The sequence below is a fragment of the Thauera linaloolentis 47Lol = DSM 12138 genome, assembly GCF_000310205.1.
Classification (GTDB): Bacteria; Pseudomonadota; Gammaproteobacteria; order Burkholderiales; family Rhodocyclaceae; genus Thauera; species Thauera linaloolentis.
Genome location: NZ_AMXE01000029.1, coordinates 1 through 24,474, shown reverse-complemented (window position 1 = coordinate 24,474; position 24,474 = coordinate 1). Strand labels below are relative to the sequence as shown.

Sequence of the window (24,474 nt, the reverse complement as noted above, 5' to 3'; positions counted from 1 at the left end):
CGGATTATATGTCTTTTATAAGACTTGCGGTGCAGTGCAACACAAAGACACCGAATCCGCATGAAAGACGCCGCAATTCTACTCCCTGCCGGCACCTTGGAGCAGAATGGCGCCAGTGATCGAGGTATAGCATTCCAAGCCGATGAAAACGACTTCCTGCCCCTGTGGATCGGGCCTGCCTTTCGCACGCTGCTGCGCTCCGCTGCTCGCCGGCGAGCGTGCGGCCAATACCGCCGAAGCCCTGATGCGCTCGCGCTACACTGCCTTCGCCCGGCGGGATGCGGCCTACCTGCAGCGCACCTGGCACGACAGCACGCGCCCGGCGGCGCTCGACCTGGAAGAAGATCCGGCGCCGAAGTGGATCGGCCTGCAGATCCTCGCCCACGAGCACACCGGCGCGGACCGCGCGCGCGTCGAGTTCGTCGCCCGCTACCGCGTCGGCGGCCGGGCCCGGCGCCTGCACGAAAACAGCCGTTTCGTGCGCGAGCGAGGCCACTGGTACTACATCGACGGCGACATCGACGAAGGCACCGCCGGCCCCATCGAAGGAGAACGACGGCAATGAACCTCGAGAAAGTCATCTTCGGCTTCTTCATCCTGCTTGCCGCGACGCTCAACTTCGGTTTTTTCGTCGGCGACATCGACAATCCCGCGCACCATGACATCTACGAACTGTTCGCGGCCCTGGTGGTGAGCCTGATCGCGACCGTGCTCAAGTTCGGCGACCGCACGCAGATCGGCGCGGTCCATCTCGCCACCAGCCTGGTGGCCGACCTGCAACTGATCGCTGCGGCCATGGTCTGGGGCTATGCCGCGCACATCTCCGGCACCGGGCTCACGCCCGCGGCCACCGCCAACCTGGTGTCGCTTTCGGGCGGCGCGCTGCTCGCCAACCTGGTTTCGGTGGTCATCCTGATCGCCGAAACGATCATGCAGCGGCGCTGACCCCCGACCATGAAGCGCGGCCCCCACGCTTGCCGCATCGATCTGCGGCCGGCCCGGCGATGACAAAACGGCTGCAGCCGCTCGCACGGCACCACGGCATCTTCTTCCTGATCCTGCGGCGCCTGCGCGCGCCGTTGATTCTCCTGATCACCATCATGGCGATCTCGGTGCTGGGCCTCACGCTCGCGCCGGGCACGGGAGAAAACGGCCAGGCCCGCTACCTGAGCTTCTTCCACGCGCTGTACTTCATGAGCTACACCGCGACCACCATCGGCTTCGGCGAGATCCCCTACGCCTTTTCGGACCAGCAGCGGCTGTGGGTCGTGTTCTGCATCTACATGTCCGTCATCGGCTGGACCTATACGCTCGGCACGCTGTTCGCCCTGCTCTCGGACCGCAGCCTGCAGCAGGCCATCGCCACGCAGCGCTTCGTGCGCGCCGTGCGCCGTCTGCGCGAGCCTTTCTACCTGGTCTGCGGCTATGGCGAAACCGGCCGCCTGATCTGCAATGCGCTCGACCGTATGCGGCTACGCTCGGTCGTCGTGGAAATCGACGAAACCAAGGTGGGCGAAATCGAACTGCGCAGCTTCGCCGCCGACGTGCCCGCGCTGTGCGCAGACGCATCCAGCCCCGAAGTCCTGCGCTACGCAGGGCTCGGGCATCCGCACTGCACGGGCGTGATCGCGCTCACCGACCAGGACGCCACCAACCTCGCCATCGCCATCGCAACGCGGCTGATGGCGCCCAAACTGCCCGCGCTGTGCCGCGCCGAGCACCGTGAAACCGCGGCCAACATGGCCTCCTTCGGCACGCGCCACATCATCAATCCTTTTGAGCGCTTCTCCGAAACGCTCGCCATTGCCCTCCATGCCCCCGCTGCCTCCCAATTGCTGGGCTGGCTCACCGGCCTGCCCGGCACCACGGTCGAACGCCACCGCAGCCCGCCTCGCGGTCCCTGGATCGTCTGCGGCCATGGCCGCTTCGGCCACTGGATGGTCGATGCGATGGATGCCGAGTCGCTGCCGGTGACCGTCATCGACCGCAGCGAACCGCCGGACGGTTCGCACCTATGGGTCCAGGGCGACGGCACCAGCGCGGAAGCCCTGCTCAAGGCCGGCGTGCAACAAGCGACCGGCATCGTCGCCGGCACCGGCTCGGACATCGACAACCTGTCGATCGCGGTCACGGCGCGTGAACTGAACCCTGGTCTGTTCGTGATCCTGCGCCAGAACCACGAAGCGAACCAGGTGCTGTTCGACACCTTCGAATCGGACATCACCGTGGTACCGAGCGAGATCATCGCCCACGAATGCCTCGCCATCCTCGCCACGCCGCTGCTGGTACCCTTCCTGCGCGACATCCGCGGCCACGACGAAACCTGGTGCGCCGCGCAGCTCGAGCGCCTCACGCAACGGCTCGGCTGGGCCGTGCCCGAAGTCTGGAGCGAACGGGTCAACCTGCGCCGCTCGCCCGCCCTCTACCACCGCCTGATGCGCGGCGAGACCATCACCCTCGACAAGGTGCTGCGCTCGACCGCGGACCTCGGCGCACGGCTCGACTGCGAGGTGCTGTATCTCGACCGCGACGACGACGACCACCTGCTAATGCCGCCGCTCGACACGGCGCTGAGACCAGGCGACGAACTCCTGCTGGCCGGCAGGCCCCGCGCACGCGACGCATTCGCGCTCAACATCGCCTACGAACACACGCTCGAATACCTGCTGAGCGGCGAAGATCTGCCCGGCGGCTGGATCTGGCGCAGGCTGTCGCGGCGCGGCGCGCGCCCGTCGAAGCCGCAGCTCCCCTGACGACCCCCTCAGGCGGGGTTCGCACCATCCTCGGCCACGAGGACGATCTCCTCGCCGGCGAAACGCACCCGCTGCCCCGGACGCAGCTTGGCGCGCTTGCGGCTCTCGACCTTGCCGTCCACCCGCACCTCGCCGGCTTCGACCGCTGCATGCGCAACGCCGCCCGAACCCGCGAGGCCGGTCGCCTTGAGCAATTGATCGAGCTGGATGTGATCGCCGCGCACGGCAAAGGAAATACTCATGCAAGACTCCGTAAGGGCCGATCAGGCGCCGCCCATCCGGGCCGCCGCCACGCCTGCTCGTGTCAAAATGCCGGCATTGTCGCCCGCACCGCCACTCCATGACCAGCTTCCATGCCACCGCTCCGCTCGACTGCCGCAGCAATGCCCTGCTCGATCTGTCCGGGCAGACCATCCGCAACGCACTGGCGACCGGGGCCCTGCAGCCGATCAGGACCGAAAGCGCCCTGCTCACCCAGGGCGAACTGAGTTTCTCGGTCCGCTGGGTGTCCTCGCTGGCGCTCAAGGACCGGGCACGCATCGCCAGCATCAGCGAACGCCGCCCCGGCGCCAATCCCTTCCTGCCCCCCGAGCCCGCGCTGACCGTGGCCCGCCTCGGCGCGGCCCATGTCGTGATACTGAACAAGTTCCCCGTCATCGACCACCATCTGCTGATCGTGACGCGGGTGTTCGAGGCCCAGAGCGCGGCCCTGACCGCGGCCGATTTCCGCGCCCTGGCGACGGTCGTCGGCGCGCAGGGCGGGCTCGGCTTCTACAACGGCGGCAGCGTTGCCGGCGCCAGCCAGCCGCACAAGCACCTGCAATGGGTGCCGGACGCCTCCCTGCGCGGCGACGACGGCTTCGCCGCCTTCAGCAAGACCCTCCGCGCCGATGCGGGTGGCGTGGCGCAGTCGAATGCGGCACTGCCATGGCAACATGCTTTCGTCAGCCTGGCCGGCATCGACTGGTGCAACCCCGCGGCGGCCGGAGAAACGCTGCGGACGGCGTTCTCCACCGCCTGCGGCGCGCTCTCGCTGCCGGCGGCCGCCAATCCCATGCCTCCCTACAACCTGCTCGCCAGCCGCGGCTGGCTGCTGGTCGTACCGCGGCGACAGGAAAAATGGCAGGACGTATCGGTGAACGCACTCGGCTACGCCGGCTCGCTGTTCGTCCGCCACCCCTCGCAGATCGAGCGCCTGCGGGCCGAAGGGCCGCTCGCCGTGCTGGCCGCGGTGGGCTTTCCCGGCTGACACGCCCCGCCCGCACCGCTGGATCTGCCGCGCTGCACCCGGGCAAGGACGGCCCGCCGCGATGTGACACGCCTGTCACATTCGAAGCGGACAATCGGCCGCACTCATGCGGAGGATGCAATGGAAAAGGCCGAAGCCGTCGCCGTCCTGGGTCAGGCGGAACTCCTGAAACCGACGAGGGTGCGCGCGGCGCTGGCCGCGAACGACCGCCTGAAGCTGTACATGAGCGTGCTGCAGGCGGCATACGACCGCGCTTCGCGCGGCGACGGACCGATACTGGACCTGTCGCGCGAGTTCGCCGCGGCCGGCGTCAAGGCGGCCTGGCTCGCCGAACTGCCGGCGAACGCCTACCGCGAAGGCAAGCTGCTTCACGTACCCGAGCTGCCCCGCCTGCGCGAACTGCTCACCGAAGATCTGCGCGCCATGGCGCGGCCGCTGGAAGGCGTGGCCGAATTCGACGCCCGCGTCGGCCACTGGTGCGCCTGGCTCGAACAACTGAGCGCCGATACGCTCTCGGCCGACGACCTGAATGCGCTGACCAGCGGCAAGCGGGGCAAGGAAGACAGTGTGCACCTGCTGGTCATGGACCTGCACAAGGCCATCAACCGCCTCGCCGCCGAATTGTCCAGCGAGAACATCGACGGCGCCCACGTATGGCAGATCGACGAAGCCGACCGCGCCCGCGTGGCGGCCTTCATGCGCGGCCTCAACCAGACGCGCGCGCTCAAGCTCGACCACCCCGGACTCGACACCGCCGCCACGCGCGACGGACCGCGCCTGCTGCTGCAGAACGACATCGGCACCAATGACGCGCACGTGCTCGTCATCCAGGTCGAAGGCCTGCGGATCAGCCTCACCTATTCCGACCTGCATCGACGCCGCTTCGCCTTCTTCCAGTCCATGCTGGGCGAGGTGGGCGCGAGTTGGAGCGAACCGCAGGCGCTGACCAGCGCCGGCTTCAACTTCGGTGCCACCTATTACGTCGGAACGGCCACCTTCGACTGCGCCGGCGACGCGGCCCTGCTCGCGACACTCGAAGGCATCGGCGCGCGCATCGTGTTCCTGATCGACTGGAACCGGGCGCGCAAGCGGCTCGAGCAGTTCGTCACCAAGGCCGACGCAGTGGCGATCCTGACCGAGGCGGCGCAACGGCGCATCGGCCACATGGCCTGGCTCGCCGCGGGCGGCGAGAAGCTCGTGTTCGGCGCCATGCAGGCGCTCGGGCCAGAGTACTTCCGCATCGGCGACCGGCTCGACACCGCCATGGGCAACGACAAGGCGCGCGCCTTCGTCCTCGACGTGATGGGGCGGGCGGCCACGATCATGCGCCAGCGCCAGCCGCTGGCGCTGGTGGCCGACGACGCCCGGCTGCTGCTGGTGCGCTACCTGCAGCGGCACGACGAATTCGACCTGCTCGCCGAGCATGCCGCCTACTGCCATGCGCTGGCCGAAGGGCTGCGCGACAGCCTCGCCCACGGCCACGAACGCAACCGCAAGGCCGCGCGCGAATTCTCCGAACGCGCCAAGGACTGGGAATACCGTGCCGACCAACTGGTCATGGATGCGCGCAGCCGCGCCGAAGCCCGCCCGCGCTGGCAGGCGCTCGCCGAGCTGGTGGAAAGCGCGGACGACGTCGCCGACGCCCTCGAGGAAGCCGCCTTCCTGCTGTCGCTGATCGCGGCCAATCACCACCAGGGCTGGCGCGGCGAAGTGCACCAGACCATGCAGCTGCTCGCCGACGCGGTGTTCGGCGCGGTGCAGGATCACGTCCGCGCGCTGGAAATCGGCCGCCGCTTCGGCGAGGACAGCAGCGCCGAAGACCACGAGGAGTTCGTCGCCGCGCTGTGGCGGGTGCTCAATGCCGAGCGGCAGTGCGACGTGCTGCTGCGCGACGTGCGCCGCGCATTGGCCGAACACGTCAGCGACGCGGCGACGCTGAGCCTGAGCACCGATTTCGCGCAGGCGCTGGAATCCGCCACCGATTGGCTGCTGGCGACCAGCTACGGCCTGCGCCGGCTCGCCTTCAGCCGTGCCGGCGTGGGCGAATGAGCGTTCGCCAGGAGAGTGACGCAGTGAACGGATTCACGGAACACAATACCGCAGCAAGCCCCCTCCCCACGGCCGGCGAGGACCGCCGCACCATCCGCCTGATCCATGCCGACGCACCGCTGCCGGCGGATTGCGGCCCCGCCGCACTCGGCTTCAAGGCCTGGAACCTCGCGCGCATGGCGGCGCTCGGCCTGCCGGTGCCGCCGGCCTTCGTGATCGGTACCGGCTGGTGCGCCGATGCGGCGTCGCTCGATTCGACGGATTGGCAAGCCGCACTGACCAGGCTCGAGCAGCTCAGCGGACTCGGTCTGGGCGACCCGCGCCACCCGCTGCTGCTGTCGGTGCGCTCCGGCGCACCGGTGTCGATGCCGGGGATGATGGAAACCTTGTTGAACATCGGCCTCACCGACGCCACGCTCGGCGGCCTGGTCCGCGTCACCGGCCATCCCCGGCTCGCCTGGGACGCCTACCGGCGCCTGATCTGCGGCTATGGCGAAATCGTCGCGGGCATCGATGCCGCCCATTTCGAAGCCGACCTCGATGGCGTGCGCGGCGAGACCGACGAACGCGCGCTGGATTTCGCCGCGCTGCGCGACCTCGCCGGCCAGCATCTCGAAACCTACCGGCGCGAGGCCGGCGAGGCCTTTCCGCAGGATGCGCATGAACAACTGCAGCAAGCGATCGCGGCCGTGTTCGCGTCGTGGCAGGGCGACAAGGCGCGTACCTACCGCACGCTGCACGGCCTGGATCACGGCATCGGCACGGCGGTGACCGTGCAGCGCATGGTGTTCGGCAACGCCGGCGGCCTGTCGGGCGCGGGCGTCGGCTTCACCCGCGACCCGAGCAGCGGCGAGCCTCGCCCATGGGTGGACTTTCTCTTCAATGCACAGGGCGAAGACGTCGTCAGCGGTCGGCGCAACGCGCTGGGCCACGAAGCGCTGGCGACGGTCGCGCCCGGCATATGGCAAGCGCTGCTGGCGGCGGTCGCGCGCCTGGAGCGCACCTTCGGCGACATGCAGGAGTTCGAGTTCACCGTGCAGCAAGGCCAGCTCCACCTGCTGCAGACGCGTGACGGCAAGCGCACCGCGCTGGCCTCGGCGCGCATCGCGCTCGACCTGCACGCTGAAGGCGTGATCGACGCCGACACCGCCCACGAACGCACCCGCACGCTCGACGCCCGCGCCCTCACCCAGCGCCACGTCGCGGCCGCGGACGGCACCCGTGCCGAACCGCTCGCGCATGCCCCGAGCGCGGCCAGCGGCGTGGCCTGGGGCGAAATCGCACTCGACGAGACGCGCGCCCGCGCCCGCCACGCAGCCGGCGCCCCGGTCATCCTCGTCCGCAACGATGCCGAAACGCGCGACATCGCCGCGCTGGATCTGGCCGAGGGCCTGCTAACCCGGCGCGGGGCGCGTACCTCGCATGCCGCGGTCGTCGCCCGCCAGCTCGGCAAGGTCTGCCTGGTGGGATGTGAGGCGCTGCAGATCGACGCGGCCGCGCGCACCGTGAGCGTGGCGGGCCGCGAACTGCGCGAGGGCGACACGGTGACGCTCGACGGCAACGAAGGCGCCATCTATGCCGGCGTGGCGGCGATCCGCGAAACCGTTGCCGATGAACTGCTTGCCCGCCTCGACACGCTGCACGGCCGCACCCGGCCCCTGACGCAGGACTGAGGCACGCATCCGCGGCCGGCAAGGAACGCCGGGCCTGCTCAGGCGGCGTTCGGCAACGGCGTATGCGGCGATGGCGAATTCGGCACCGGCGCGTTCGGCAGCGGCGGCAGGCCGACCGTGGCGCGCAATTCATCGCACTTCGGGTTCGGCCGGCCGTCGTCGAAATAGACCGGAAACTCGCGGCAGGGCGTGGGCCGCTTGTCGTAGATCGTACAGGCCACCTGCTCGCCCACCGTGCCCGACAATGCCGAGCAGCGCCGCGGCACTTCGTTGCTGCCCTTCATGCAGCGCATCGTGTGGTTGAGCTTCTCGGTCATGCCGGCCGGCACGAAGCCCCCCGGCGCATCGTCGGCCTCGGCCCAGTAGAACGAAATGCGGAAATACGTACAGCAGATGCCGCAGGTGATGCACGGGTTCGGGTCTTCCATGGCGGGCTTTCGGCGACGGGTTGCAGGTTCGGGCCTGCCGGTTCGGGGCAGGCGCGCATTCTAGCGCCGCGAAAAGCGCCTGCAACCCCTTCAAAAGCCCTTTTTCATCAATAGCTTGGCGAAAATATTTGGAGAAATTCGATCTCTTGCCGCGATCAGCCGCCGAGCGGCGCCAGCCCATGCCGGACACGCGCCCGGTCGCACCCATCCTCGCCGATGCCCAGGGCCGCATAGGGCGCGAAATCCCTGCACGGCGAGGGACGGCTCGCATACAGCGTGCAGCGCACCGCCGAGCCGATCTCGCCGGCCAGCGCCACGCAGCGTGGCGGCGCGGCATCGGTGCCGCGCATGCGCACCAGCGTGGCCGTGACCGACACCGTCAGCCGGTCGGGAATGCCCCCCGGCGCCCTGCTCTCCAGTTCGGAATGGTGGAAATCGACGCGAAACGCGGCACAGCACGCGCCGCAACGCGTGCAGTGGTCGTCAGGCCGCCCCGCCATCGTCGAGCGCGCCGCAGCACTTCTTGAATTTCTTGCCGCTGCCGCAGGGGCAGGGGTCGTTGCGGCCGGGGCCGGTGGCCGCCGGGGCACGCGGCGCATCGGCTTCGAGCAGCGGCGGCGGCGGCAGGCCGACATCGCGCCAATGCGCATAGATGTCGTTGACCGCCTCGCCCAGTGCGCCCAGCCAGCGCAGGCGGGTTTCCTCGTCGGCGCCGGCCGCGGACTCCTCGCCCCAGGGCGCCAGCACTTCGTCCAGCGTCTCCGTCACCGCGGCGACCACATCCTCGTCCAGCCCTTCTTCCCAGCCCTGCGGCCACAGGTCCAGCCCCTGGGCGAAGCCTTCCAGCCACTCGTCGCCGATCTTCAGCGTGTCGCCCTCGGCAATGGCGAAGCAGAACGGCTCCCAGCACGCTTCCTCTTCCTCGTCGAGGCCCAGCGTGGTCACCATTTCGTTGTGGTAGGCCTTGACCAGGCGAATCGCATGCTGCAGCCCGCGCCCGCCGCTGAAGCTGGCCTCCTCACCGTGCGCGGACCAGACATCGGGCAGCCAGCGCTCGGCGGGAATCGGCCGCGGCGAGATCAGCACGCCGGCCAGGAAGCCGTCGAGCATCTCGAGGTCCATGCAATCCTCGGGAACGATGTCGGAGGTCAGCACCTCTTCGAGCGCCTCGAAGTCGTCGTCGCTCATCAGGTAAGGATTGTCCTGCTGGGGGATGGGCTCGGTCATGGCAGTTCTCCGGAAATGGGTGCAAGGGTGGCCGAAGCCAGGCCGGACGGCAAGCGAATCATCGATCGGCGGCCGCGGCTGCGGCCGCTTCGTCCCGGAGGTCGGCCTCGAGCCGATACAGGGCCTGGCCGGAATCGCGGTACTTGCGCTCGAACGGGCTGATGGGGAGCTCGGCGGCGAAGGTCTCCCACGCCACCTCACGGCCGAGCGCGAGCGACAGCGCCGCCGCCATCTCCCGGATGTAGACATCCCAGTTGCTGCGGCATTCCAGGATGCCGCCCAGGCGCGCGATGAAGGGGAACACCGGATGCGCATGCCAGCGCCGGGCGAGATGCCCGATCTTGGGCCAGGGGTTCGGATACAGGATGTAGTGCCGCGCCAGCCGCAGCCCGGCCTCGTCGAGCAGGCGCCAGTAGTCGACCAGGTCGGCGCGGACGAACACCAGGTTGCGCGGCATCAGCGCGTCCGGATACGGCTTCCTGCGCGCCAACCGGTCCTGCGACTGGTCGACCCCGATCACCCAATGCCCGGGGTAGGCGCGCGCGATCTGGATGGTGCTGTGGCCGACGCCGCAGCCCGCGTCCAGGATCAGCGGCGCCTCGCCGTCCCAGCCCGCCAGGCTGAGGTCGAGGGCTTCGCGGTTGTATGGTGCGACCGGCTTGAGGAAAGGCTCGGCGAGATGCTTGCGCACCAGCGCTTCGAGGCGTTCATGGACGCCGCACTGGGCGCTTTGCGGAATGCGGGAGTTGGCGTAGCTCATGCGATGCTCGATGGATTGGCGGCGACGGGCACGCCATGGAAAGCCAGTGCGCGCTCAACCTCGGCCAGCGTGCGCAGGCTGCGGATGGCTGCGAACAGTTTCCGCGCCTGCGGATAGTTGCGTGCCAACAGGTGCAGCCACTGCTTGATCCTGCCGGGAGCATGGCGCGCCTCGACCTTGCGTTTCACACGGTCGCCGAAGGCCGCGATCACCGGCAGCAGCTGCGCCCATTCGCACGCGCGCTCGGCCGCATCGGGCTCCTCGAAGCGGCCGGCCCGGATCCGCGCGGCAAGAAAAGGATCGGCCACCGCACCGCGGCCGAGCATCACGTCATCCACGCCGGACACCGCCCGGCAGCGCCGCCAGTCGGTCGCGGACCAGACCTCGCCATTGGCGACCACCGGTACCGCCACCGCACCGTCGATACGCGCGACCCACTCCCAGTGCGCGGGCGGCCGATAGCCGTCGGCCCGGGTGCGCGCATGCACGACCAGGCTGCCCGCGCCTCCCTCGCCCAGGGCCTGTGCGCATTCGATGGCACGCCCGGCATCGTCGATGCCGAGGCGCATCTTGGCGCTCAGCGGAATCGACGCCGGCAGGGCCCGGCGCACCGCGGCGGCGATCCGGTTCAGCAGTTCGGGTTCGTCGAGCAGGGCTGCCCCGCCGCGATGGCGATTCACCGTCGGCGCCGGGCAGCCGAAGTTGAGGTCGACGCCCGCCGGCGCAAGCCCCGCCAGGCGGCCGGCGTTGTCATGCATGCAGGCCGGGTCGGAACCGAGCAGTTGCACATGCACCGGCGTCCCGCCCTCGGTACGGCTACCGCGGCGCAACTCCGGCGCGATGCGGCGGAAGAAGCGCTCGGGCAGCAAGGTACCGGACACCCTGGCGAATTCGGTCACCGCATGGTCATAGCCGCCCGACGCGGTCAGCGCGCCGCGCAGAACATCGTCGAGCAGGCCCTCCATCGGGGCAAGCAGCAGGCGCAAGCCGGAACTTCCTTGAAATGGGTTACAGAGGTACCGTGAAGGATTCATGGCCGCGGCGCCCACCCCGGTACGGCGAACGGGGCACGATGCCGCGCAGAAGAGCGCGATTGTAATCCAGCCCTGCCTGCAAACAGATTTCCTGCTTGCCAGCGATCGCGCACTCGCGGATAATCTTGCCTCTTTACCAATCAGGGCGGTCACAACCGCCGCCCGCTTGAATCAGGAAAACAAATGAAAGCGGACATCCATCCGAAATACGCAGACGTGAATGTGACCTGCTCCTGCGGCAACACCTTCACCACCCGCTCCACCATCGGCAAGCCCCAGTACCACGTCGAAGTGTGCTCCGCCTGCCACCCGTTCTATACCGGCAAGCAGAAGATCGTCGACACCGCCGGCCGCGTCGAGCGTTTCCGCCAGAAATACGGCAACGTCCAGCGCGCAAGCTGATTCCAGCCGCGCAGCCGGAAAGGTGCCCGCCATGTGGCACATCGCGAGAAAGGCAGCTGCGGCTGCCTTTTTTCTTTTCCAGCCTCCCTCCGATCGCCTGCCTGCCGCCCCCCTTCCGGCGGCCTTTGCCTGACAGGGCGCTCCGCCCCACAATGCGCGCATGACCCGAGAACCCGAAACGCCTTCCCTGCTGCAACGCCGCATCTACGGCACGGTCGGCATCACGCTGCTGGTCGGCCTCTACCTGCTCGTCGGCCTGGCCGGGCACGATCCCTGGCGCGGCGACGACGCCCGCTACTTCGGCCCGATCCTGAGCATGCTGAACGGCGAAGGCTGGCTGTTCCCGATGCTGGCCGGCGAAGCCCTCGCCGACTATCCGCCGCTGTACTACTGGACTGGCGCGCTGCTCGCCTGGGCGAGCAGCAGCTTCCTCGCGCTGCATGAAGGCGCCCGCCTTGCGAGCGCGGTATTCGTCGCGCTGGGCGTGTATTTCTCCGCCCGCACCGCCGAAGCCCTGTACGGCCGCCCGGCGCGCACGCCCGGGGCGCTGCTGACGATGGGCTCGCTCGGCCTGGTGCTGCATGCCCATGAAACCCAGCCGCTGCTGGCCCTGCTGGCGATGATCGCGCTCACGTTGCGCGGCCTGGCGCAAGTACCGCAGCGGCCGCTGGCCGGCGCCCTGCTCGCAGGCCTGGGCAGCGCGCTGGCCTTCCTGGCCACCGGGCTGAGCGGGCTGCTGCTGACCGCCCCGCTGTTTCCGCTGGTCATGCTGCTCAGCAGCGACTGCCGCAACCCGCGCGCCAGCGGCGCCCTGCTGCTCGGCCTTTGCCTCGCCCTCACCCTGTCCGCGCTGTGGCCGCTGGCCGTCCACCTGCATCAGCCCGAACTGCTGAGCCTGTGGCTGCGTGCCGAATGGGCGCGCTTCGACGGTCCGCCCCTGTCCCCCGGCGAGATCACGCGCGGGCTCGAACTGTTCGGCTGGTTCACCTGGCCACTGTGGCCCATCGCCCTGTGGAGCCTGTGGCGTGGACGGCGCACACTGGGCGATCTGCGCTGGCTGCTGCCGGGGCTGAGCGCCCTGCTGATGATCGCGCTGTTCGTCATCGCCGGCGACCTTTCACAAGCCGCCGCGCTGCCCATCCTGCCCGCGATGGCGCTGCTCGCGGCGGGCGGCGTGCCCAGTCTGCGGCGCGGCGCAGCCAATGCGCTCGACTGGTTCTCGCTGATGAGCCTCGCGGTGTTCGGCATCCTCGTCTGGCTCGCCTGGTCGGCCCAGTCCGCGGGCTGGCCGCCCGGACTTGCGCGCCACGTCGCCCGCAATGCGCCCGATTTCGTCCTGCCCGACCCCGTCTTCCAGGCGGTGCTCGGTGCCGCGATCAGCCTCGTCTGGATCGCGCTGCTGTGGAAACTGCCCCGTTCCAGCTCGCGCGCGCCGGCCAACTGGGCCATCGGCCTGACCATGCTGTGGTGCCTCGCAGTGGTACTGCTGATGCCCTGGTTCGACAACGGCCGCAGCTACCGCGAAGCCGCCCGCTCGCTCGAGATCGCTGTCGCCGGAGAAAGGGAAACCAGCCCCGGCGCCTGCATCGCCACCGCCGGGCTGCCCGGACACGTGCGGAGCTCGCTCGACTACTTCAGCGGCCTGCGCACCGAGCCCATCGTCGACGACATCACGCCCTGCCCGCTGCTGCTGGTCATGAACGACGAACCACCGTCGACCCAGCTTGCGCCCGAATGGAAGACGGTGTGGGAATTCCAGCGCGGCGCCGGCCGGCGCGCGGAACGCTTCACGCTGTTGAGGCGCGAACTGCCCTGAACCCAGGAAGCATCCACAGGCAGTTTCCGGTGGCCGGGCCTGGCTTGGGCCGGCCGCCGGGTGCTTCAGCGGTAGCCCTTACGCGGTAAACGGGGGTGCAAATTCGGCGGTTCGAGCGGATATTGCGTTTTCATTTGGAAATGATTCTTGGTCACATATAGAATCAGCACCCTCGCAGGACGGAAACGCAAGGCCCGGAAATGCGACGCCCATGAGTCGGGGTTCGGCGCCCCGGTCTCCCCCAAATCGACTGCTGGCAGGAAAAACATGCGTAAACTGACCTATCCATCCGGAGTGTGGACTGCCCTCTCAACGGCCGGGATCATGGGCCTGGCGGCGCCGGCCCATGCGCAAGGCCTCGATGCGGCCTCTGCAAGCAACGGAACACAGACGCTTCAGGCGGTGACCGTGGTCGGCTCTGTCGACGAGCTGCAGAGCCTGGATTTCTATGCCCCCAACTCCAGCGCGGTGATCGACCGGCAGGCCATCGAAACACAAGGCGCGCGCAAGCTCGACCAGGCGCTGCAGTACCAGGCCGGCATCCTCAGCGAGCCCTTCGGCGGCGACAACAAGGTGGAATGGTTCAAGATCCGCGGTTTCGATGCCTCCACCATGCTGGACGGCACGCCGACCACGCCGAACGGCTTCTTCGTCTGGAAGCCCGAGATCTTCGGCGTCGAATCGGTCGAAGTGCTGAAAGGGCCCAATGCCCTGGTGTTCGGTGCATCCGAGGCGGGCGGCGTGGTCAACCTCATCACCAAGCGCCCGCACAAGAAAGAATCGCTGCAACTGAATGCGGAAGTCGGCACGCGCGATCGCCGCGGCATCAGCGCCGACTACAACGGGCTGGCCAACGAAGACGGCTCGGTCTATTACCGCATCGTCGCGCAGACCCGCCGCGAAGACGGCATGCAGCGCGGCACGGACATGAAGAGCCATTACCTGGCCCCAAGCGTGAGCATCGACTTCAGCGACCGTACCACGCTGACGCTGCTGGGCAGCATCCAGCGCGAGGATGGGCACCCGACCAACGGCTTCCTGCCGGCTTACGGCACCATCATCAAGACCCCCTACGGCCGCATCGACCGACGCACCCATGTCGGCGAGCCCGATGCCGACAAGCTCGACCGCACCCAGATCAACGCCGGCTGGTTGTTCAGCCACACGTTCGCCAATGACTGGACGTTCACGCAGAACTACAAGTTCTCCCACCTGGATCTCGATCAGCTCAACGTGTTCGCCTGGAGCTCGGACGGCAACCGCGAACTGCTGCGCGGCTACTCCTTCACCGACGGCAAGACCAAGACCCACTACATCGACAACCGCATCAGCGGCCACCTGCGCCTGGGCGAGAGCGTGGAGATCCTGCCCACCTTCGGCATCGACTATCTGAAATCCGACACTTCCGGACGCAACAACGGCTTTGGCTACGTGCCGAACCTGGACATGTTCGCGCCGGTCCATGGCCAGCCGTTCACCGTGGATGGCACCCCGTACGACCTCGATTCGAAGCAGCTCGGCATCTATGCTTCCGCCCAGCTCCGGCTCGGCGCGAACTGGAACTTCAATGCCGGCCTGCGCCACGACCGCGTCAAGAACGACGGCCGCGTCAACAATGCCGACGCCAGCTACGACGAAAGCAAGAACAGCGTGAACGTCGGTGCCATGTACATCGGCGACAACGGCATCTCGCCTTACGTCAGCTATTCCGAATCGTTCAAGCCGGTTGCAGGCGCAGACGGCTACGGCAAGGCCTACCGGCCTTATGAGGGACAGCAGACCGAAGTGGGCGTCAAGCTGCAACCCGCCTGGCTGGACGGCACCATCACGCTGGCCTATTTCGACGTCGAGGAAAAGAACGCGCTGGTGTCGGACGCCTCCAACATCCAGACGCAGACCGGCAAGCGCACCAACAAGGGCGTGGAGCTGGAAGGCGATTTCAATCTGGCGCCGAACACCGCACTCAAGCTGTCCTACACCCACAACCATTCGCGCCAGGACGTCACCGACACCCAGACCATCCGCACGCCGTTGCTGCCCAAGCACCAGGCCAGCCTGTGGGTCAGCCACCGTCTCGAACTGCCCAACAGCCAGGGACTGACGCTGGCCGCCGGTGCGCGCTACAACGGCTCGACCGAGGACGAACGCTACTATCCGGGCGAGCGCATCGACAGCTACACCCTGCTCGACTTCATGGCGCGCTACCAGATCGACCGTGCCTGGGCCGTGCAGCTCAACGCCCGCAACCTGACCGACAAGAAATACGTCAGCGGCTGCGATTTCTACTGCTACTACGGCAACGAACGGACGGTGGATGTGCAGCTTCAATACCAGTGGCAGTGATCCGGGCGGCCGGCATGTCCCGGAGGCCGCTCTGAGCACGGCAGTCCGGCTCACGGATGCGGCACCCGGCAGACGACGGCACGATGACGAACGCGCATGACCACGGCGTCCACGCCTCCTCGGCGTGGACGCTCCAGGCGCTATTCACGGTTGCGTTGCTGGGCATCACCGCCGGCGTGCAGATGAGCGACATGGGCCTGCAGGCCATCTCGCTCTCCGCCATCCAGAACAGCTTCGGCGTCGGCGATGCCACCCTGGGCGCACTGCAAGGGCTGGCGGGCGTGCTGGTCGGCAGTGCGCTGGCCGTGCCGCTGGCGCGTTTCGCGGATCGTTTCTCGCGCAAGCGGGTGCTGCTGTGCCTGATCCTAGCATCGACCGCGATGATGGTGCTGAGCGCGCTCGCGCCCAATTTCCCGCTGTTCTTCATCGGACGCTCGGCGGCCGGCATCACCGAGTTCGCCATGGTGCCGCTGGTCTACTCGATGATTCCCGATCTCGCCCCGGAGCGGCACCGCGTGGCGGCCAACCTGAGCTTTGCCGCGCTGATGGCGGCCGGGGCCAGCGGCGGATTCTATTTCGGCGGCGCCATTCTTGCCACCGCGGCCGATCTGTTTCCCTGGGCCATGGCGCCGTGGCGCAAGGCCTTCCTGCTGCTGTCCATGGCCGGTGTGCCCTTGCTGCTGCTCGGCATGCTGACGGCCGACCCGCCCCGGCGCCTCGGGCCGGCAGGCCACACGGCCCCCGCGTCGCTGCGGCTTTTCCTGCGCCAGCGCTGGCAGGCCATCGGCCTGTTCGTCGGCGTGGCAGGCTGTCTGATGATCGCGGTGCAGGCGCTCAACCAGTTGATCGCACTGGCCCTCGAACGGCGCTTCGATGCGCTGCCCGGCGACATCGGCCAGGCCCTGGGCGTCATCGTCCTGATCACCACCGTGGGCTGCCTGCCCGTCGCCGGATTGCTGGACCGCATGCTGGGCCGGCGCTTCGGGCGGGCGGTGCGCCCGTTGATCATGGGCACGTGCGCGCTGGCCGCCGCGCCGGTGGTCCTGCTGCTGGTTTCCACGCGCACGCTCGACCATGCCTTCCTGGTCGTGGGGCTGTTCCTGTTCGTCACCTGCGTCGCCAATGCGCTGGTGCCCACCATGCTGCAGGATCTGGCGCCGGCCACGCTGAGGGCGCGCTGCTTTGCGGTATGGAGCTTCGTCGTCTCGGTTTTCAGCGCCGCCGGCCCTTTGCTGGCCGGCACGCTGTCGGACTGGATGTTCGAGCGGCACATGCTGAATGCGATCACCGCCGTTGCAGTCCCTGCGCTCGCGGTGTCGGCTTTCTGCGCGATGCGGTCGTTCGCGCGGACGCGCAGGGAGCGGGCGATGCTCGCCGGCCAGCCGGCCTGAGCAGATCAGCGCAGGCCATCCTCCTTCACGCCGCTGCCACGCGATTCCACACAGTGCTGCGCGAAGGCCCACAACAGCGCCGCCTGGGCGAACTCGCTGTCCAGGTCGTCGTTCTGCTGGTGGCCGCTGTCCGGATTCAGCACCAGCACGGCCGGATTGCCGCCGGTGGCATGATGGCGGATGTTCGCCACCAGTTTCGCCGGCTCCCAGTAAGGCACGCGGTCATCCTTCAAACCGGCGGTGCACAGCACCGGCGGGTAGGCCGCCGGCTGCACGTTCTCATAGGGCGAGATGCCGGCGATGTAGTCGTAGGCCAGGGGATCGGCGAGCGGATCGCCCCAATCCGGACGCAGCAGCGGCACCAGCGGGTGGTCGGCATCGCTCATGGTGTTGAGCATGTCGACGAAAGGCACCTGCGCGATCACGCCGGCCCACAGCTGCGGCGCCATGTTCATGGCCCCGCACACCAGCAGCCCGCCCGCCGACACGCCCTGGGCCACGATTCCGCCGGGCGCGGCATAGCCGATCTCCCGCAGGTGCCGTGCGCAGGCGATGAAATCGGTCATCGAGTTGCGCTTGTTCATGCGGCACCCGTCCCGATACCAGCGCCGGCCTTTTTCCGCGCCGCCGCGCACGTGCGCGATGGCATAGCGGAACCCGGCGTCGACCAGCACGGTCGCGGGCAGGGAAAAACGCGGCTCGCTGGAGATGCCATAGGCGCCATACCCCGTGAGCAGCAGCGGCAGCGGCGTATCGACACTCGCATCCCGGCGGGAAAGCACCGTGATGGGGATGGTTTCCCCATCGTCTGCGCGCGCGTGCAGACGCTCGACCCGGTACGCCGCGGGGTCGAAACCGCTCAGGCGCTCCTGCCCGACGACGGTGCATTTCCCGTCGGCAAGGCCCACGTCGATCCAGCGCAGCGGGCTGGCCGGTGTCTGATGCACGATGCGCACCTGCCGGGCTTCGTGGCGCTGGGCGGGGGCGAGTTCGATGGCGTAGGCCGGTTCGTCGAAGGCGACCGTCAATTCCTGTCCATCGGGATGCATCAGCACCAGACGGTGCAGCCCCTCGGCGCGTTCGAGCCGTACCAGTGCGTCGGCGAAGGGCAGAACGGCAAGGATCGGCACGCCGGCACGGTGCGGCACCAGTTCGCGCCGGACGGCGAAGGTCACCGGGTCGAGGCACAGCAGCTTGCCGTCGATGGCCCCGTCGGCGTCCGTCAGCATCAGCAGCGCATCACCCCACTCATCCACTTCGTAACGGATGCCGCGCTGGCGCGGCCGCACGATGCGCGCCAGCGCGGTTTCGGTATCGGCGGCGATCAGCCGGATCTCGCTCACATCGGGGCCGCCGAGCGTCAGCGCGACGAAGCCGTCGGCGGCCGTGCGGGCCACCTGCATGAAGATGGCGGGATCATGCTCCTCGTACACCAGCACCGCTTCGCCGCCCTCGACGGGCGAGCGATACAGGCGCGCCGGGCGGCTGTGCGCATCGCGCCAGATCCAGAACAGATGACACGATGAGGGCGAGAAGGTGAAGCCGCCATAGCCGAACGCATCGGTCAGCACCACGGTGCGGACGATGCCGCTGTCCAGGTCGAGCAGGCAGATGCGGTGGCGATCGTCGCCCACCACGTCCTCCGCCCAGGCGAAGTAGCGGTCGTCCGGGCTGTGCTGGTGGCCGGTGGCGCGGTAGTAGGCGTGGCCGCTCGCGCGCTCGGCCTCGTCGAAGAGCAGCTGTTCTTGCCCGTCCGGCCCCACGCGGGAAAAGACGCGGTGCGAACGGCCGGCGGGAAGTTCGAAACGGTAGCGCCAGCCCCTGTCCGAGGTGGGCAGCGGTTCGCTGATCTCGGGCGCCCTGGCCGCCATGCGGGCGCGAAACTCCTCGATGCCGGGCGCCAGCGGACGCAGCACCTCCCGCGCATAGCCCATCTCGGCTTCCAGGTGTTCGCGCAGCGGCGCGGGCAACTGCTCCAAGGTGCGCGAGCCGGACTGCGGGATGAATTTCATCCAGGCATAGGCGTCGATGCGCGTGCGCCCGAGCTGCCGGATCTCATGCTCCTCACGCGGCGCCCGTGGCGGAGAAATTTCGGGCCAGGGAACTACGGGCCCAGATGACGAGGCAAGAGACATGACCGGATCGCTCCACTCACCCATAAACCATGCACATTCCCGGCAGCGCGACCGGTGCGGCGAAGTACCCCAGCACTGAAAAGAACAGGCTGACCGCGATCAGGATCAGGATCAGGCGACGGTGGCGGCACCAGAAACGCCGCCCCCCATCCACGATGATGCCGAAACGGTGCTTCACGCCCAGGCTTTCAGTCCAGCCGCAGGAAAGTGTCGCGGTAATGCCGCAGTTCCGCGATCGACTCCTGGATGTCGGCCAGCGCGGTATGCGCGCCGGCTTTCTTCACGCCGGCATACACTTCCGGCCGCCAACGCCTGGCCAGTTCCTTCAGCGTCGACACGTCGAGGTTGCGGTAGTGGAACCATGCCTCGAACTGCGGCATCCAGCGCGCGAGGAAGCGGCGGTCCTGGCATACCGAGTTGCCGCACATCGGCGAGGTGCGCGCCGGCACCCACTCCTTCAGGAACGCGAGCATGCGTGCCTCCGCTTCGGCCTCGGATACCGTCGAGGCGCGCACACGGTCGATCAGGCCCGATTTGCCGTGCGTGTTCTTGTTCCAGTCGTCCATCGCGTTCAGCACCGCGTCGGGCTGGTGCACGGTGATCACCGGCGCCTCGGCAATGGTCTCGAGCCTCTCATCGGTCAGAACGATGGCGATTTCGATGATACGGTCCCGGTCCGGTTCCAGGCCGCTCATCTCCATGTCCAGCCATATCAGGGTTTTCGGGTCCTGTGCCATAATCGGTGCGCCTTTCTGACGTATTCATGCGAAACATTCGAAGGCGGGATTGTGTCACAGAACACGCCGGCATTCGGCGCGGGCCGGGGCCGGCGGCCGCAGCCCGCTGCACTGCCGCTCCCGCCATGCCGCGCCGCAGGCAGCCCCGAAACGCCCACCCCGACGACCGCTCCATGCACGCCGACACCGCCTCATCCTTCGCCAGCGGCCTTGCCGCGCTTTTCGTCACGCTGCTGCTGCTGAGCCTCTTCGTCAGGGCAGGACTGATGCATCGCCAGATTCGCCACGTACGGGCCTGCCGCGGCAGCGTGCCGCAAGCCTTCGCCGCATCGATCACGCTTGCCGCCCACCAGCGCGCGGCCGACTACACCGCCGCGCGCATGCGCTTGACGATGGCCGAGATCACCGTGAACGCGTCGTTCGTGCTGCTGCTGACGCTGGGCGGCGGCCTGCAGGCGATCCACGATGCATGGTCGGCCGTGTTTGCGCCCGGCGGCATCGCCCACGGCGTCGCCCTGCTCGCCACCCTGGGTGCGCTGGGCTGGCTGGTGGACCTGCCCTTCGTGCTGCTACGCACCTTCATCATCGAAAAGCGCTTCGGCTTCAACCGCATGACGCCGGCGCTGTTCGCCGCCGACGCCGCGCGCGAGATCGTGCTGGCAGCCGCCATCGGCCTGCCGCTGCTGGCCGTGCTGCTGTGGCTGGCATCGGCCATGGGCGGCCTATGGTGGCTGTGGGTGTGGGTTTTCTGGATGGCCTTCAACCTGCTCGTGATGCTGGTATGGCCGACTTTCATCGCACCGCTGTTCAACCGTTTCACGCCGCTTGCCGACGAAGCGCTGAAGGCCCGGGTCGAAGGCCTGCTCGCGCGCTGCGGCTTCAGGTCGCAGGGCCTGTTCGTCATGGACGGCTCGCGCCGCTCGGCCCACGGCAACGCCTATTTCACCGGCTTCGGCGCATCCAAGCGTATCGTGTTCTTCGACACCCTGCTCGACAAGCTCGACGCCGACGAGGTCGAGGCGGTGCTGGCGCACGAACTGGGGCACTTCCGCCACCGCCACATCGTCAAGCGCCTCGCCGTTCTCGCCCCCGCCAGCCTCGCGCTGCTGGCCTTGCTCGGCTGGCTGAGCGGGCAGTCCTGGTTCTTCGCCGGCCTGGGCGTCGGGGCGACCGACACCGCCACCGCGCTCGCCCTGTTCTTCCTGGCGCTGCCGGCCTTCATCTTTCCGCTGGGGCCCTTGATGAGCCACTGGTCGCGGGTGCATGAATTCGAAGCCGACGCCTACGCTGCGCAGCAGACGCGCGCGTCGGACCTCGTCGCGGCGCTGGTCAAGCTCTACCGCGACAACGCCTCCACGCTGACGCCTGATCCGCTGTATTCGCGCTTCTTCGATTCGCACCCGCCCGCGGCGATACGCATCGCCCGCCTGCAGTCCCTGCAGCCATGATGCGGCCCGACTGCGCGGCGTCCATACTCTCCATGCACGGCGGACGCAGGCTCGCCGGCCATACCGACATCCACGATCACGGGTTTCTGTGAGCCAAAAAAAACGACACGGCAACAAAGAAAAGGATGGCACGCTCGCCGGCCTCATCGTCGCCGCCTTCGGCCGGCACTACGAAGTCGCCACCCCGGCGGGCCTGCTGCAGTGCTACACGCGCGGCAAGAAAAGCAGCTTCGCCTGCGGTGACCGGGTCGAGGTCGTGCCCGGCGGCGACGGCCAGGGGGTCATCGACGCCCTGACCCCGCGCCACAACCTGCTGTGGCGCTCCGACGCCTTCCGCGAAAAACTGATCGCGGCCAACCTGAGCCACATCCTGATCGTCGTCGCCACCGAGCCGGGCTTCTCCGATCTGCTGGTGTCGCGCTGCATCGCGGCGGCGGAGAGCCAGGACATCACCCCGATCATCGTCCTCAACAAGGCCGACCTGGGCGAAAGGCTGGACGCCTCGCGCGCGCAGCTCGCGCCGTTCCGCGCCCTCGGCTACGAGGTGATCGAGATCTCCGCCCTGCAAGGCGCGGCCGGGCTGCGCGAGCGCCTGGCGGGGCTGCATGCCATCCTGGTCGGCCAGTCCGGCATGGGCAAATCGACGCTGACCAATGCCCTGATCCCCGAAGCCAGGGCCGCCACCCGCGAGATTTCCGAGGCGCTGGATTCGGGCAAGCACACGACCACCTTCGCCCGCCTGTACGCGCTGGACGAGCCGACGGCAGCCGGCGAGCAAGTCAGGAAAAGCGCAGGGAATGTCGAGGGCGGCTGGCTCATCGACAGCCCCGGTCTGCAGGTGTTCGGCCTTGCCCACCTGGACGCGGACGAACTGGCCGAGAGTTTCGTCGAATTCCGCCCGCTGCTGGGGCAGTGCCGTTTCCGCGATTGCCGCCACGAAGCCGAACCGGGCTGCGCCTTGCTCGCCGCGCTCGCCGACGGCCGCATCGCGCCGCGCCGCTTCGAGCACTACCGCGCGATCCGCGCCGAGATCGCCGAGGCGAAGCGGCTCAACCCCGGCTGGTGAGGCGCCGCCGGGCGAACACCGGCCGCGGCGGCAACGCTCAGACCGCCCGCAGGAAGTTCTGCACGACCGCGATCTGGCCGGGGTCCATCAGCATCGGCGCATGCCCCACCCCGGCGAACTCGACAGTCTGCGCACGCGGCCCGCGCGCGGCCATGGCCTCCAGCGTCGAGTGTTCGAGCAGATCGGATTCCGCTCCGCGCAGGGCCAGCGTCGGGCATCCGATGCGCTCGTACACCGGCCACATGTCGATGTCTTCGGTCGCCGGCGTGGCGCGGAAGACGTCACCGAGCGCGGGGTCGTAGACCATGGCGAAACCGCCGTCCGGCCCGCCGACGGGACGCACCGAATAATGGGTCAGGTGGCGCCACTGTGCGTCGGTCAGCGGCCCGAAAGGCGCGCTGACCTGGCGGATGTAGGCCTCGGCCTCGTCCATCGTGGCGAAGCGCGGCGCGCGGCCGACGTAAGGCCCGATGCGCTGCAGCGACACCGCCGTGATCAGCGGTCCGACGTCGTTGAGCACCAGGCGCCGGATCGGCGCGTGCGGCTGGCTGGCGATCAGCATGCCGATGATGCCGCCCATCGAGGTGCCGACCCAATCGACCTGCTCGACGTTCAGGCGCGCGATCAGCGTGACCATGTCCGACACGTAGAGCGGAAAACCGTAGTCCTCCTTGACGCCCAGCCAGTCGCTGCGCCCGCGGCCGACCACGTCGGGGCAGACGACGCGGTAATCGCCCGCCAGGGCCTGCGCCAGATCGTCGAAATCGCGCCCGTTGCGCGTCAGTCCATGGACGCAGATCACCACGCGCGGATTGTCGGCCTCGCCCCACTCGGTGTAGGCCATGCGGTGCAGGCCGTGCGGGCCGATGCATTGAACGTGGCGCTCACGCACGCCATGCACGGGGCGCCGCGGCGGGGCCGGCGGCTCGAATGCGCGGCTGAGATCGGAGAACAGGGACATGGCGGCTAGCCTCGGAAGTCGCTTCGGGGGCAGTCTAGCATCGTGCCCGGGCCCCTGCGCCTTCACGGCCGCTCGCGAGCAGGCCCGCCGCGCGGCCCGTGCCGTCACCGGCCATGCCAGTAGCGCGGCGCGCGCAGCCGCTGCGCCGTCAAGCTCACGCCCGCATCGGCATCGGCCGGGAACCACGCCTCCACCGCGCCCTGGCTGTCGGTGCGCCAGTTGCGGGCACCCGCCCCTGCCCAGCGCGCCCATACCTCGGGGTGGGGGTGGCCGAAAGGGTTCCGGTGGCCAACGGCATGGATCACCGCCTGCGGCAGCGTCGCATCGACCAGCGCGGGGGACGACGACGAACGGCTGCCATGGTGCGCGCTCACCACCACATCCGCCGCCAGCTTCTCGCCGCCGTGGCGCAACAGCATCGCCTCCTCCCCGGTCGTCTCCACATCGCCCAGCAGCAACAGCGTACCGGCGGCGTTGGCGACGCGCAGCACGCACGACCGGTCGTTGTCGTGCCGCTTGCCGGCCAGTTCCGGCGCCTCCGCAGCGGGATGCAGGAACTCGAAATCCACGCCATCCCAGCGCCAGCGCTGTCCGGCCAGGCAAGGCCCCGCCGCGGCGGCGGTGTGCGCAGCGAGGGCCCACTTCCCGGACGACCACCAGCGGTCCACCTCCATGGCCGCCGCGATGCTGCCCGCGCCGCCGACATGGTCGCTGTCATCGTGCGACAGCACGACCCCATCCAGCCGGACCACGCCCAGTGCCTGCAGATAAGGCAGCACCACCCTGGCGCCGGCGTCGGCATGCGCGCCGTAGGGCGGCCCGGTATCGAACATCAGCTCATGCTTCTCGGTCTGCACGTGCACCGCCAGCCCCTGGCCGACGTCCAGCACCCGCGCCACGAAAGCGCCGGCTCCGGGGCGCGGCGCGGGCCATGCGAGCAACCCCGCCAGCGCCACGAGCGCGGCCATCCTGCCCGGCGTGCCGCGCGGCAGCAATGCGCCG

23 protein-coding genes are annotated in these 24,474 nt (G+C 68.6%); 12 read left to right on the top strand and 11 right to left on the bottom strand.

Annotated elements, in window-relative coordinates:
* Positions 1–142: 142 nt before the first annotated feature.
* From C666_RS09525 to C666_RS09515, 3 genes are read left to right on the top strand one after another with little or no spacing between them, the layout of a single operon-like run.
* Positions 143–565, top strand: coding sequence for a YchJ family protein (locus C666_RS09525; protein WP_004337547.1), 423 nt, complete (start codon positions 143–145; stop codon positions 563–565).
* The gene (locus C666_RS09520; RefSeq protein WP_004337545.1) at positions 562–945 is read left to right on the top strand and encodes a DUF6394 family protein; all 384 of its coding nucleotides are present in this window, start codon (positions 562–564) and stop codon (positions 943–945) included. Before C666_RS09525 ends, C666_RS09520 begins: the two co-directional genes overlap by 4 nt.
* Before the next feature lie 59 nt (positions 946–1,004).
* Positions 1,005–2,753, top strand: a complete 1,749-nt coding sequence (locus C666_RS09515; protein WP_004337543.1) for a potassium channel family protein — start codon at positions 1,005–1,007, stop codon at positions 2,751–2,753.
* 8 nt (positions 2,754–2,761) lie between these two features.
* Here C666_RS09515 and C666_RS09510 read toward each other — a convergent pair whose 3' ends face one another.
* Positions 2,762–2,995, bottom strand: a complete 234-nt coding sequence (locus C666_RS09510; RefSeq protein WP_004337541.1) for an RNA-binding S4 domain-containing protein — start codon at positions 2,993–2,995, stop codon at positions 2,762–2,764.
* A 98-nt stretch (positions 2,996–3,093) separates the two neighbouring features.
* Between C666_RS09510 and C666_RS09505 the strand changes: the two genes are divergently transcribed.
* From C666_RS09505 to C666_RS09495, 3 genes are all read left to right on the top strand, one after another.
* Positions 3,094–4,002: an ATP adenylyltransferase family protein gene (locus C666_RS09505; protein WP_004337539.1), complete on the top strand. Its 909-nt coding sequence runs from the start codon at positions 3,094–3,096 to the stop codon at positions 4,000–4,002.
* Between the two features lie 120 nt (positions 4,003–4,122).
* Positions 4,123–6,051 (top strand): DUF47 family protein, encoded by a 1,929-nt coding sequence (locus C666_RS09500; protein WP_004337538.1) that lies wholly within the window; start codon positions 4,123–4,125, stop codon positions 6,049–6,051.
* A gap of 23 nt (positions 6,052–6,074) precedes the next feature.
* Complete coding sequence (locus tag C666_RS09495) at positions 6,075–7,724, top strand: PEP/pyruvate-binding domain-containing protein (RefSeq protein WP_004337536.1); 1,650 nt, start codon at positions 6,075–6,077, stop codon at positions 7,722–7,724.
* A gap of 38 nt (positions 7,725–7,762) precedes the next feature.
* Here the strand turns inward: C666_RS09495 and C666_RS09490 are convergent, their stop codons facing one another.
* The 5 genes from C666_RS09490 to C666_RS09470 form a co-directional block, all read right to left on the bottom strand.
* On the bottom strand, positions 7,763–8,152 hold the full coding sequence (locus C666_RS09490; RefSeq protein WP_004337534.1) for a YkgJ family cysteine cluster protein: 390 nt from the start codon (positions 8,150–8,152) through the stop codon (positions 7,763–7,765).
* A 155-nt stretch (positions 8,153–8,307) separates the two neighbouring features.
* Entirely contained in the window at positions 8,308–8,652 is a 345-nt protein-coding gene (locus C666_RS09485) for a YkgJ family cysteine cluster protein (protein WP_004337532.1), read from the bottom strand.
* Positions 8,636–9,379: a YecA/YgfB family protein gene (locus C666_RS09480; RefSeq protein ID WP_004337530.1), complete on the bottom strand. Its 744-nt coding sequence runs from the start codon at positions 9,377–9,379 to the stop codon at positions 8,636–8,638. The genes C666_RS09485 and C666_RS09480 overlap by 17 nt, the downstream gene beginning before the upstream one ends.
* 58 nt (positions 9,380–9,437) lie before the next feature.
* Entirely contained in the window at positions 9,438–10,139 is a 702-nt protein-coding gene (trmB, locus tag C666_RS09475) for a tRNA (guanine(46)-N(7))-methyltransferase TrmB (RefSeq protein ID WP_004337528.1), read from the bottom strand.
* Positions 10,136–11,125: a tRNA dihydrouridine synthase gene (locus C666_RS09470; RefSeq protein WP_004337525.1), complete on the bottom strand. Its 990-nt coding sequence runs from the start codon at positions 11,123–11,125 to the stop codon at positions 10,136–10,138. The genes trmB and C666_RS09470 overlap by 4 nt, the downstream gene beginning before the upstream one ends.
* Positions 11,126–11,356: 231 nt before the next feature.
* Here C666_RS09470 and rpmE point away from each other — a divergent pair, with 231 nt between their 5' ends.
* From rpmE to C666_RS09450, 4 genes are all read left to right on the top strand, one after another.
* Positions 11,357–11,575 (top strand): 50S ribosomal protein L31, encoded by a 219-nt coding sequence (rpmE, locus tag C666_RS09465; protein WP_004337523.1) that lies wholly within the window; start codon positions 11,357–11,359, stop codon positions 11,573–11,575.
* A gap of 160 nt (positions 11,576–11,735) precedes the next feature.
* Positions 11,736–13,391 carry an ArnT family glycosyltransferase gene (locus C666_RS09460; RefSeq protein WP_004337521.1) on the top strand — a complete coding sequence of 552 codons (1,656 nt, stop codon included), beginning with the start codon at positions 11,736–11,738 and terminating at the stop codon, positions 13,389–13,391.
* A 267-nt stretch (positions 13,392–13,658) separates the two neighbouring features.
* Entirely contained in the window at positions 13,659–15,734 is a 2,076-nt protein-coding gene (locus C666_RS09455; RefSeq protein WP_038000323.1) for a TonB-dependent siderophore receptor, read from the top strand.
* Between the two features lie 83 nt (positions 15,735–15,817).
* Positions 15,818–17,125 carry an MFS transporter gene (locus C666_RS09450; RefSeq protein ID WP_004337517.1) on the top strand — a complete coding sequence of 436 codons (1,308 nt, stop codon included), beginning with the start codon at positions 15,818–15,820 and terminating at the stop codon, positions 17,123–17,125.
* Between the two features lie 5 nt (positions 17,126–17,130).
* On the opposite strand, the gene C666_RS09445 is transcribed toward C666_RS09450, so the two are convergent.
* From C666_RS09445 to orn, 3 genes are read right to left on the bottom strand one after another with little or no spacing between them, the layout of a single operon-like run.
* Complete coding sequence (locus C666_RS09445) at positions 17,131–19,260, bottom strand: S9 family peptidase (RefSeq protein ID WP_051019905.1); 2,130 nt, start codon at positions 19,258–19,260, stop codon at positions 17,131–17,133.
* 16 nt (positions 19,261–19,276) lie between these two features.
* Positions 19,277–19,438, bottom strand: coding sequence for a hypothetical protein (locus C666_RS20705; RefSeq protein WP_004337512.1), 162 nt, complete (start codon positions 19,436–19,438; stop codon positions 19,277–19,279).
* Between the two features lie 10 nt (positions 19,439–19,448).
* Positions 19,449–19,997, bottom strand: coding sequence for an oligoribonuclease (gene orn, locus C666_RS09440; RefSeq protein ID WP_004337510.1), 549 nt, complete (start codon positions 19,995–19,997; stop codon positions 19,449–19,451).
* Positions 19,998–20,170: 173 nt separating this feature from the next.
* Between orn and C666_RS09435 the strand changes: the two genes are divergently transcribed.
* Complete coding sequence (locus C666_RS09435) at positions 20,171–21,445, top strand: M48 family metallopeptidase (protein ID WP_004337508.1); 1,275 nt, start codon at positions 20,171–20,173, stop codon at positions 21,443–21,445.
* An 88-nt stretch (positions 21,446–21,533) separates the two neighbouring features.
* A complete protein-coding gene (rsgA, locus tag C666_RS09430) occupies positions 21,534–22,511 on the top strand; it encodes a ribosome small subunit-dependent GTPase A (protein ID WP_004337506.1) in 978 nt (325 codons plus the stop codon).
* A gap of 37 nt (positions 22,512–22,548) precedes the next feature.
* On the opposite strand, the gene C666_RS09425 is transcribed toward rsgA, so the two are convergent.
* A complete protein-coding gene (locus tag C666_RS09425) occupies positions 22,549–23,472 on the bottom strand; it encodes an alpha/beta fold hydrolase (protein ID WP_004337504.1) in 924 nt (307 codons plus the stop codon).
* 104 nt (positions 23,473–23,576) lie between these two features.
* On the bottom strand, positions 23,577–24,474 hold an 898-nt coding region (locus tag C666_RS09420), incomplete at its 5' end, for a ComEC/Rec2 family competence protein (RefSeq protein ID WP_004337502.1).

Excerpts from the sequence above, each read along its gene's own strand:
- C666_RS09525 (WP_004337547.1), top strand. The coding sequence starts at position 143 with ATGAAAACGACTTCCTGCCCCTGTGGATCGGGCCTGCCTTTCGCACGC.
- C666_RS09520 (WP_004337545.1), top strand. The coding sequence starts at position 562 with ATGAACCTCGAGAAAGTCATCTTCGGCTTCTTCATCCTGCTTGCCGCG.
- C666_RS09515 (WP_004337543.1), top strand. The coding sequence starts at position 1,005 with ATGACAAAACGGCTGCAGCCGCTCGCACGGCACCACGGCATCTTCTTC.
- C666_RS09510 (WP_004337541.1), bottom strand. The coding sequence starts at position 2,995 with ATGAGTATTTCCTTTGCCGTGCGCGGCGATCACATCCAGCTCGATCAA.
- C666_RS09505 (WP_004337539.1), top strand. The coding sequence starts at position 3,094 with ATGACCAGCTTCCATGCCACCGCTCCGCTCGACTGCCGCAGCAATGCC.
- C666_RS09500 (WP_004337538.1), top strand. The coding sequence starts at position 4,123 with ATGGAAAAGGCCGAAGCCGTCGCCGTCCTGGGTCAGGCGGAACTCCTG.
- C666_RS09490 (WP_004337534.1), bottom strand. The coding sequence starts at position 8,152 with ATGGAAGACCCGAACCCGTGCATCACCTGCGGCATCTGCTGTACGTAT.
- C666_RS09485 (WP_004337532.1), bottom strand. The coding sequence starts at position 8,652 with ATGGCGGGGCGGCCTGACGACCACTGCACGCGTTGCGGCGCGTGCTGT.
- C666_RS09480 (WP_004337530.1), bottom strand. The coding sequence starts at position 9,379 with ATGACCGAGCCCATCCCCCAGCAGGACAATCCTTACCTGATGAGCGAC.
- trmB (WP_004337528.1), bottom strand. The coding sequence starts at position 10,139 with ATGAGCTACGCCAACTCCCGCATTCCGCAAAGCGCCCAGTGCGGCGTC.
- rpmE (WP_004337523.1), top strand. The coding sequence starts at position 11,357 with ATGAAAGCGGACATCCATCCGAAATACGCAGACGTGAATGTGACCTGC.
- C666_RS09460 (WP_004337521.1), top strand. The coding sequence starts at position 11,736 with ATGACCCGAGAACCCGAAACGCCTTCCCTGCTGCAACGCCGCATCTAC.
- C666_RS09455 (WP_038000323.1), top strand. The coding sequence starts at position 13,659 with ATGCGTAAACTGACCTATCCATCCGGAGTGTGGACTGCCCTCTCAACG.
- C666_RS09450 (WP_004337517.1), top strand. The coding sequence starts at position 15,818 with ATGACGAACGCGCATGACCACGGCGTCCACGCCTCCTCGGCGTGGACG.
- C666_RS09445 (WP_051019905.1), bottom strand. The coding sequence starts at position 19,260 with ATGTCTCTTGCCTCGTCATCTGGGCCCGTAGTTCCCTGGCCCGAAATT.
- orn (WP_004337510.1), bottom strand. The coding sequence starts at position 19,997 with ATGGCACAGGACCCGAAAACCCTGATATGGCTGGACATGGAGATGAGC.
- C666_RS09435 (WP_004337508.1), top strand. The coding sequence starts at position 20,171 with ATGCACGCCGACACCGCCTCATCCTTCGCCAGCGGCCTTGCCGCGCTT.
- C666_RS09425 (WP_004337504.1), bottom strand. The coding sequence starts at position 23,472 with ATGTCCCTGTTCTCCGATCTCAGCCGCGCATTCGAGCCGCCGGCCCCG.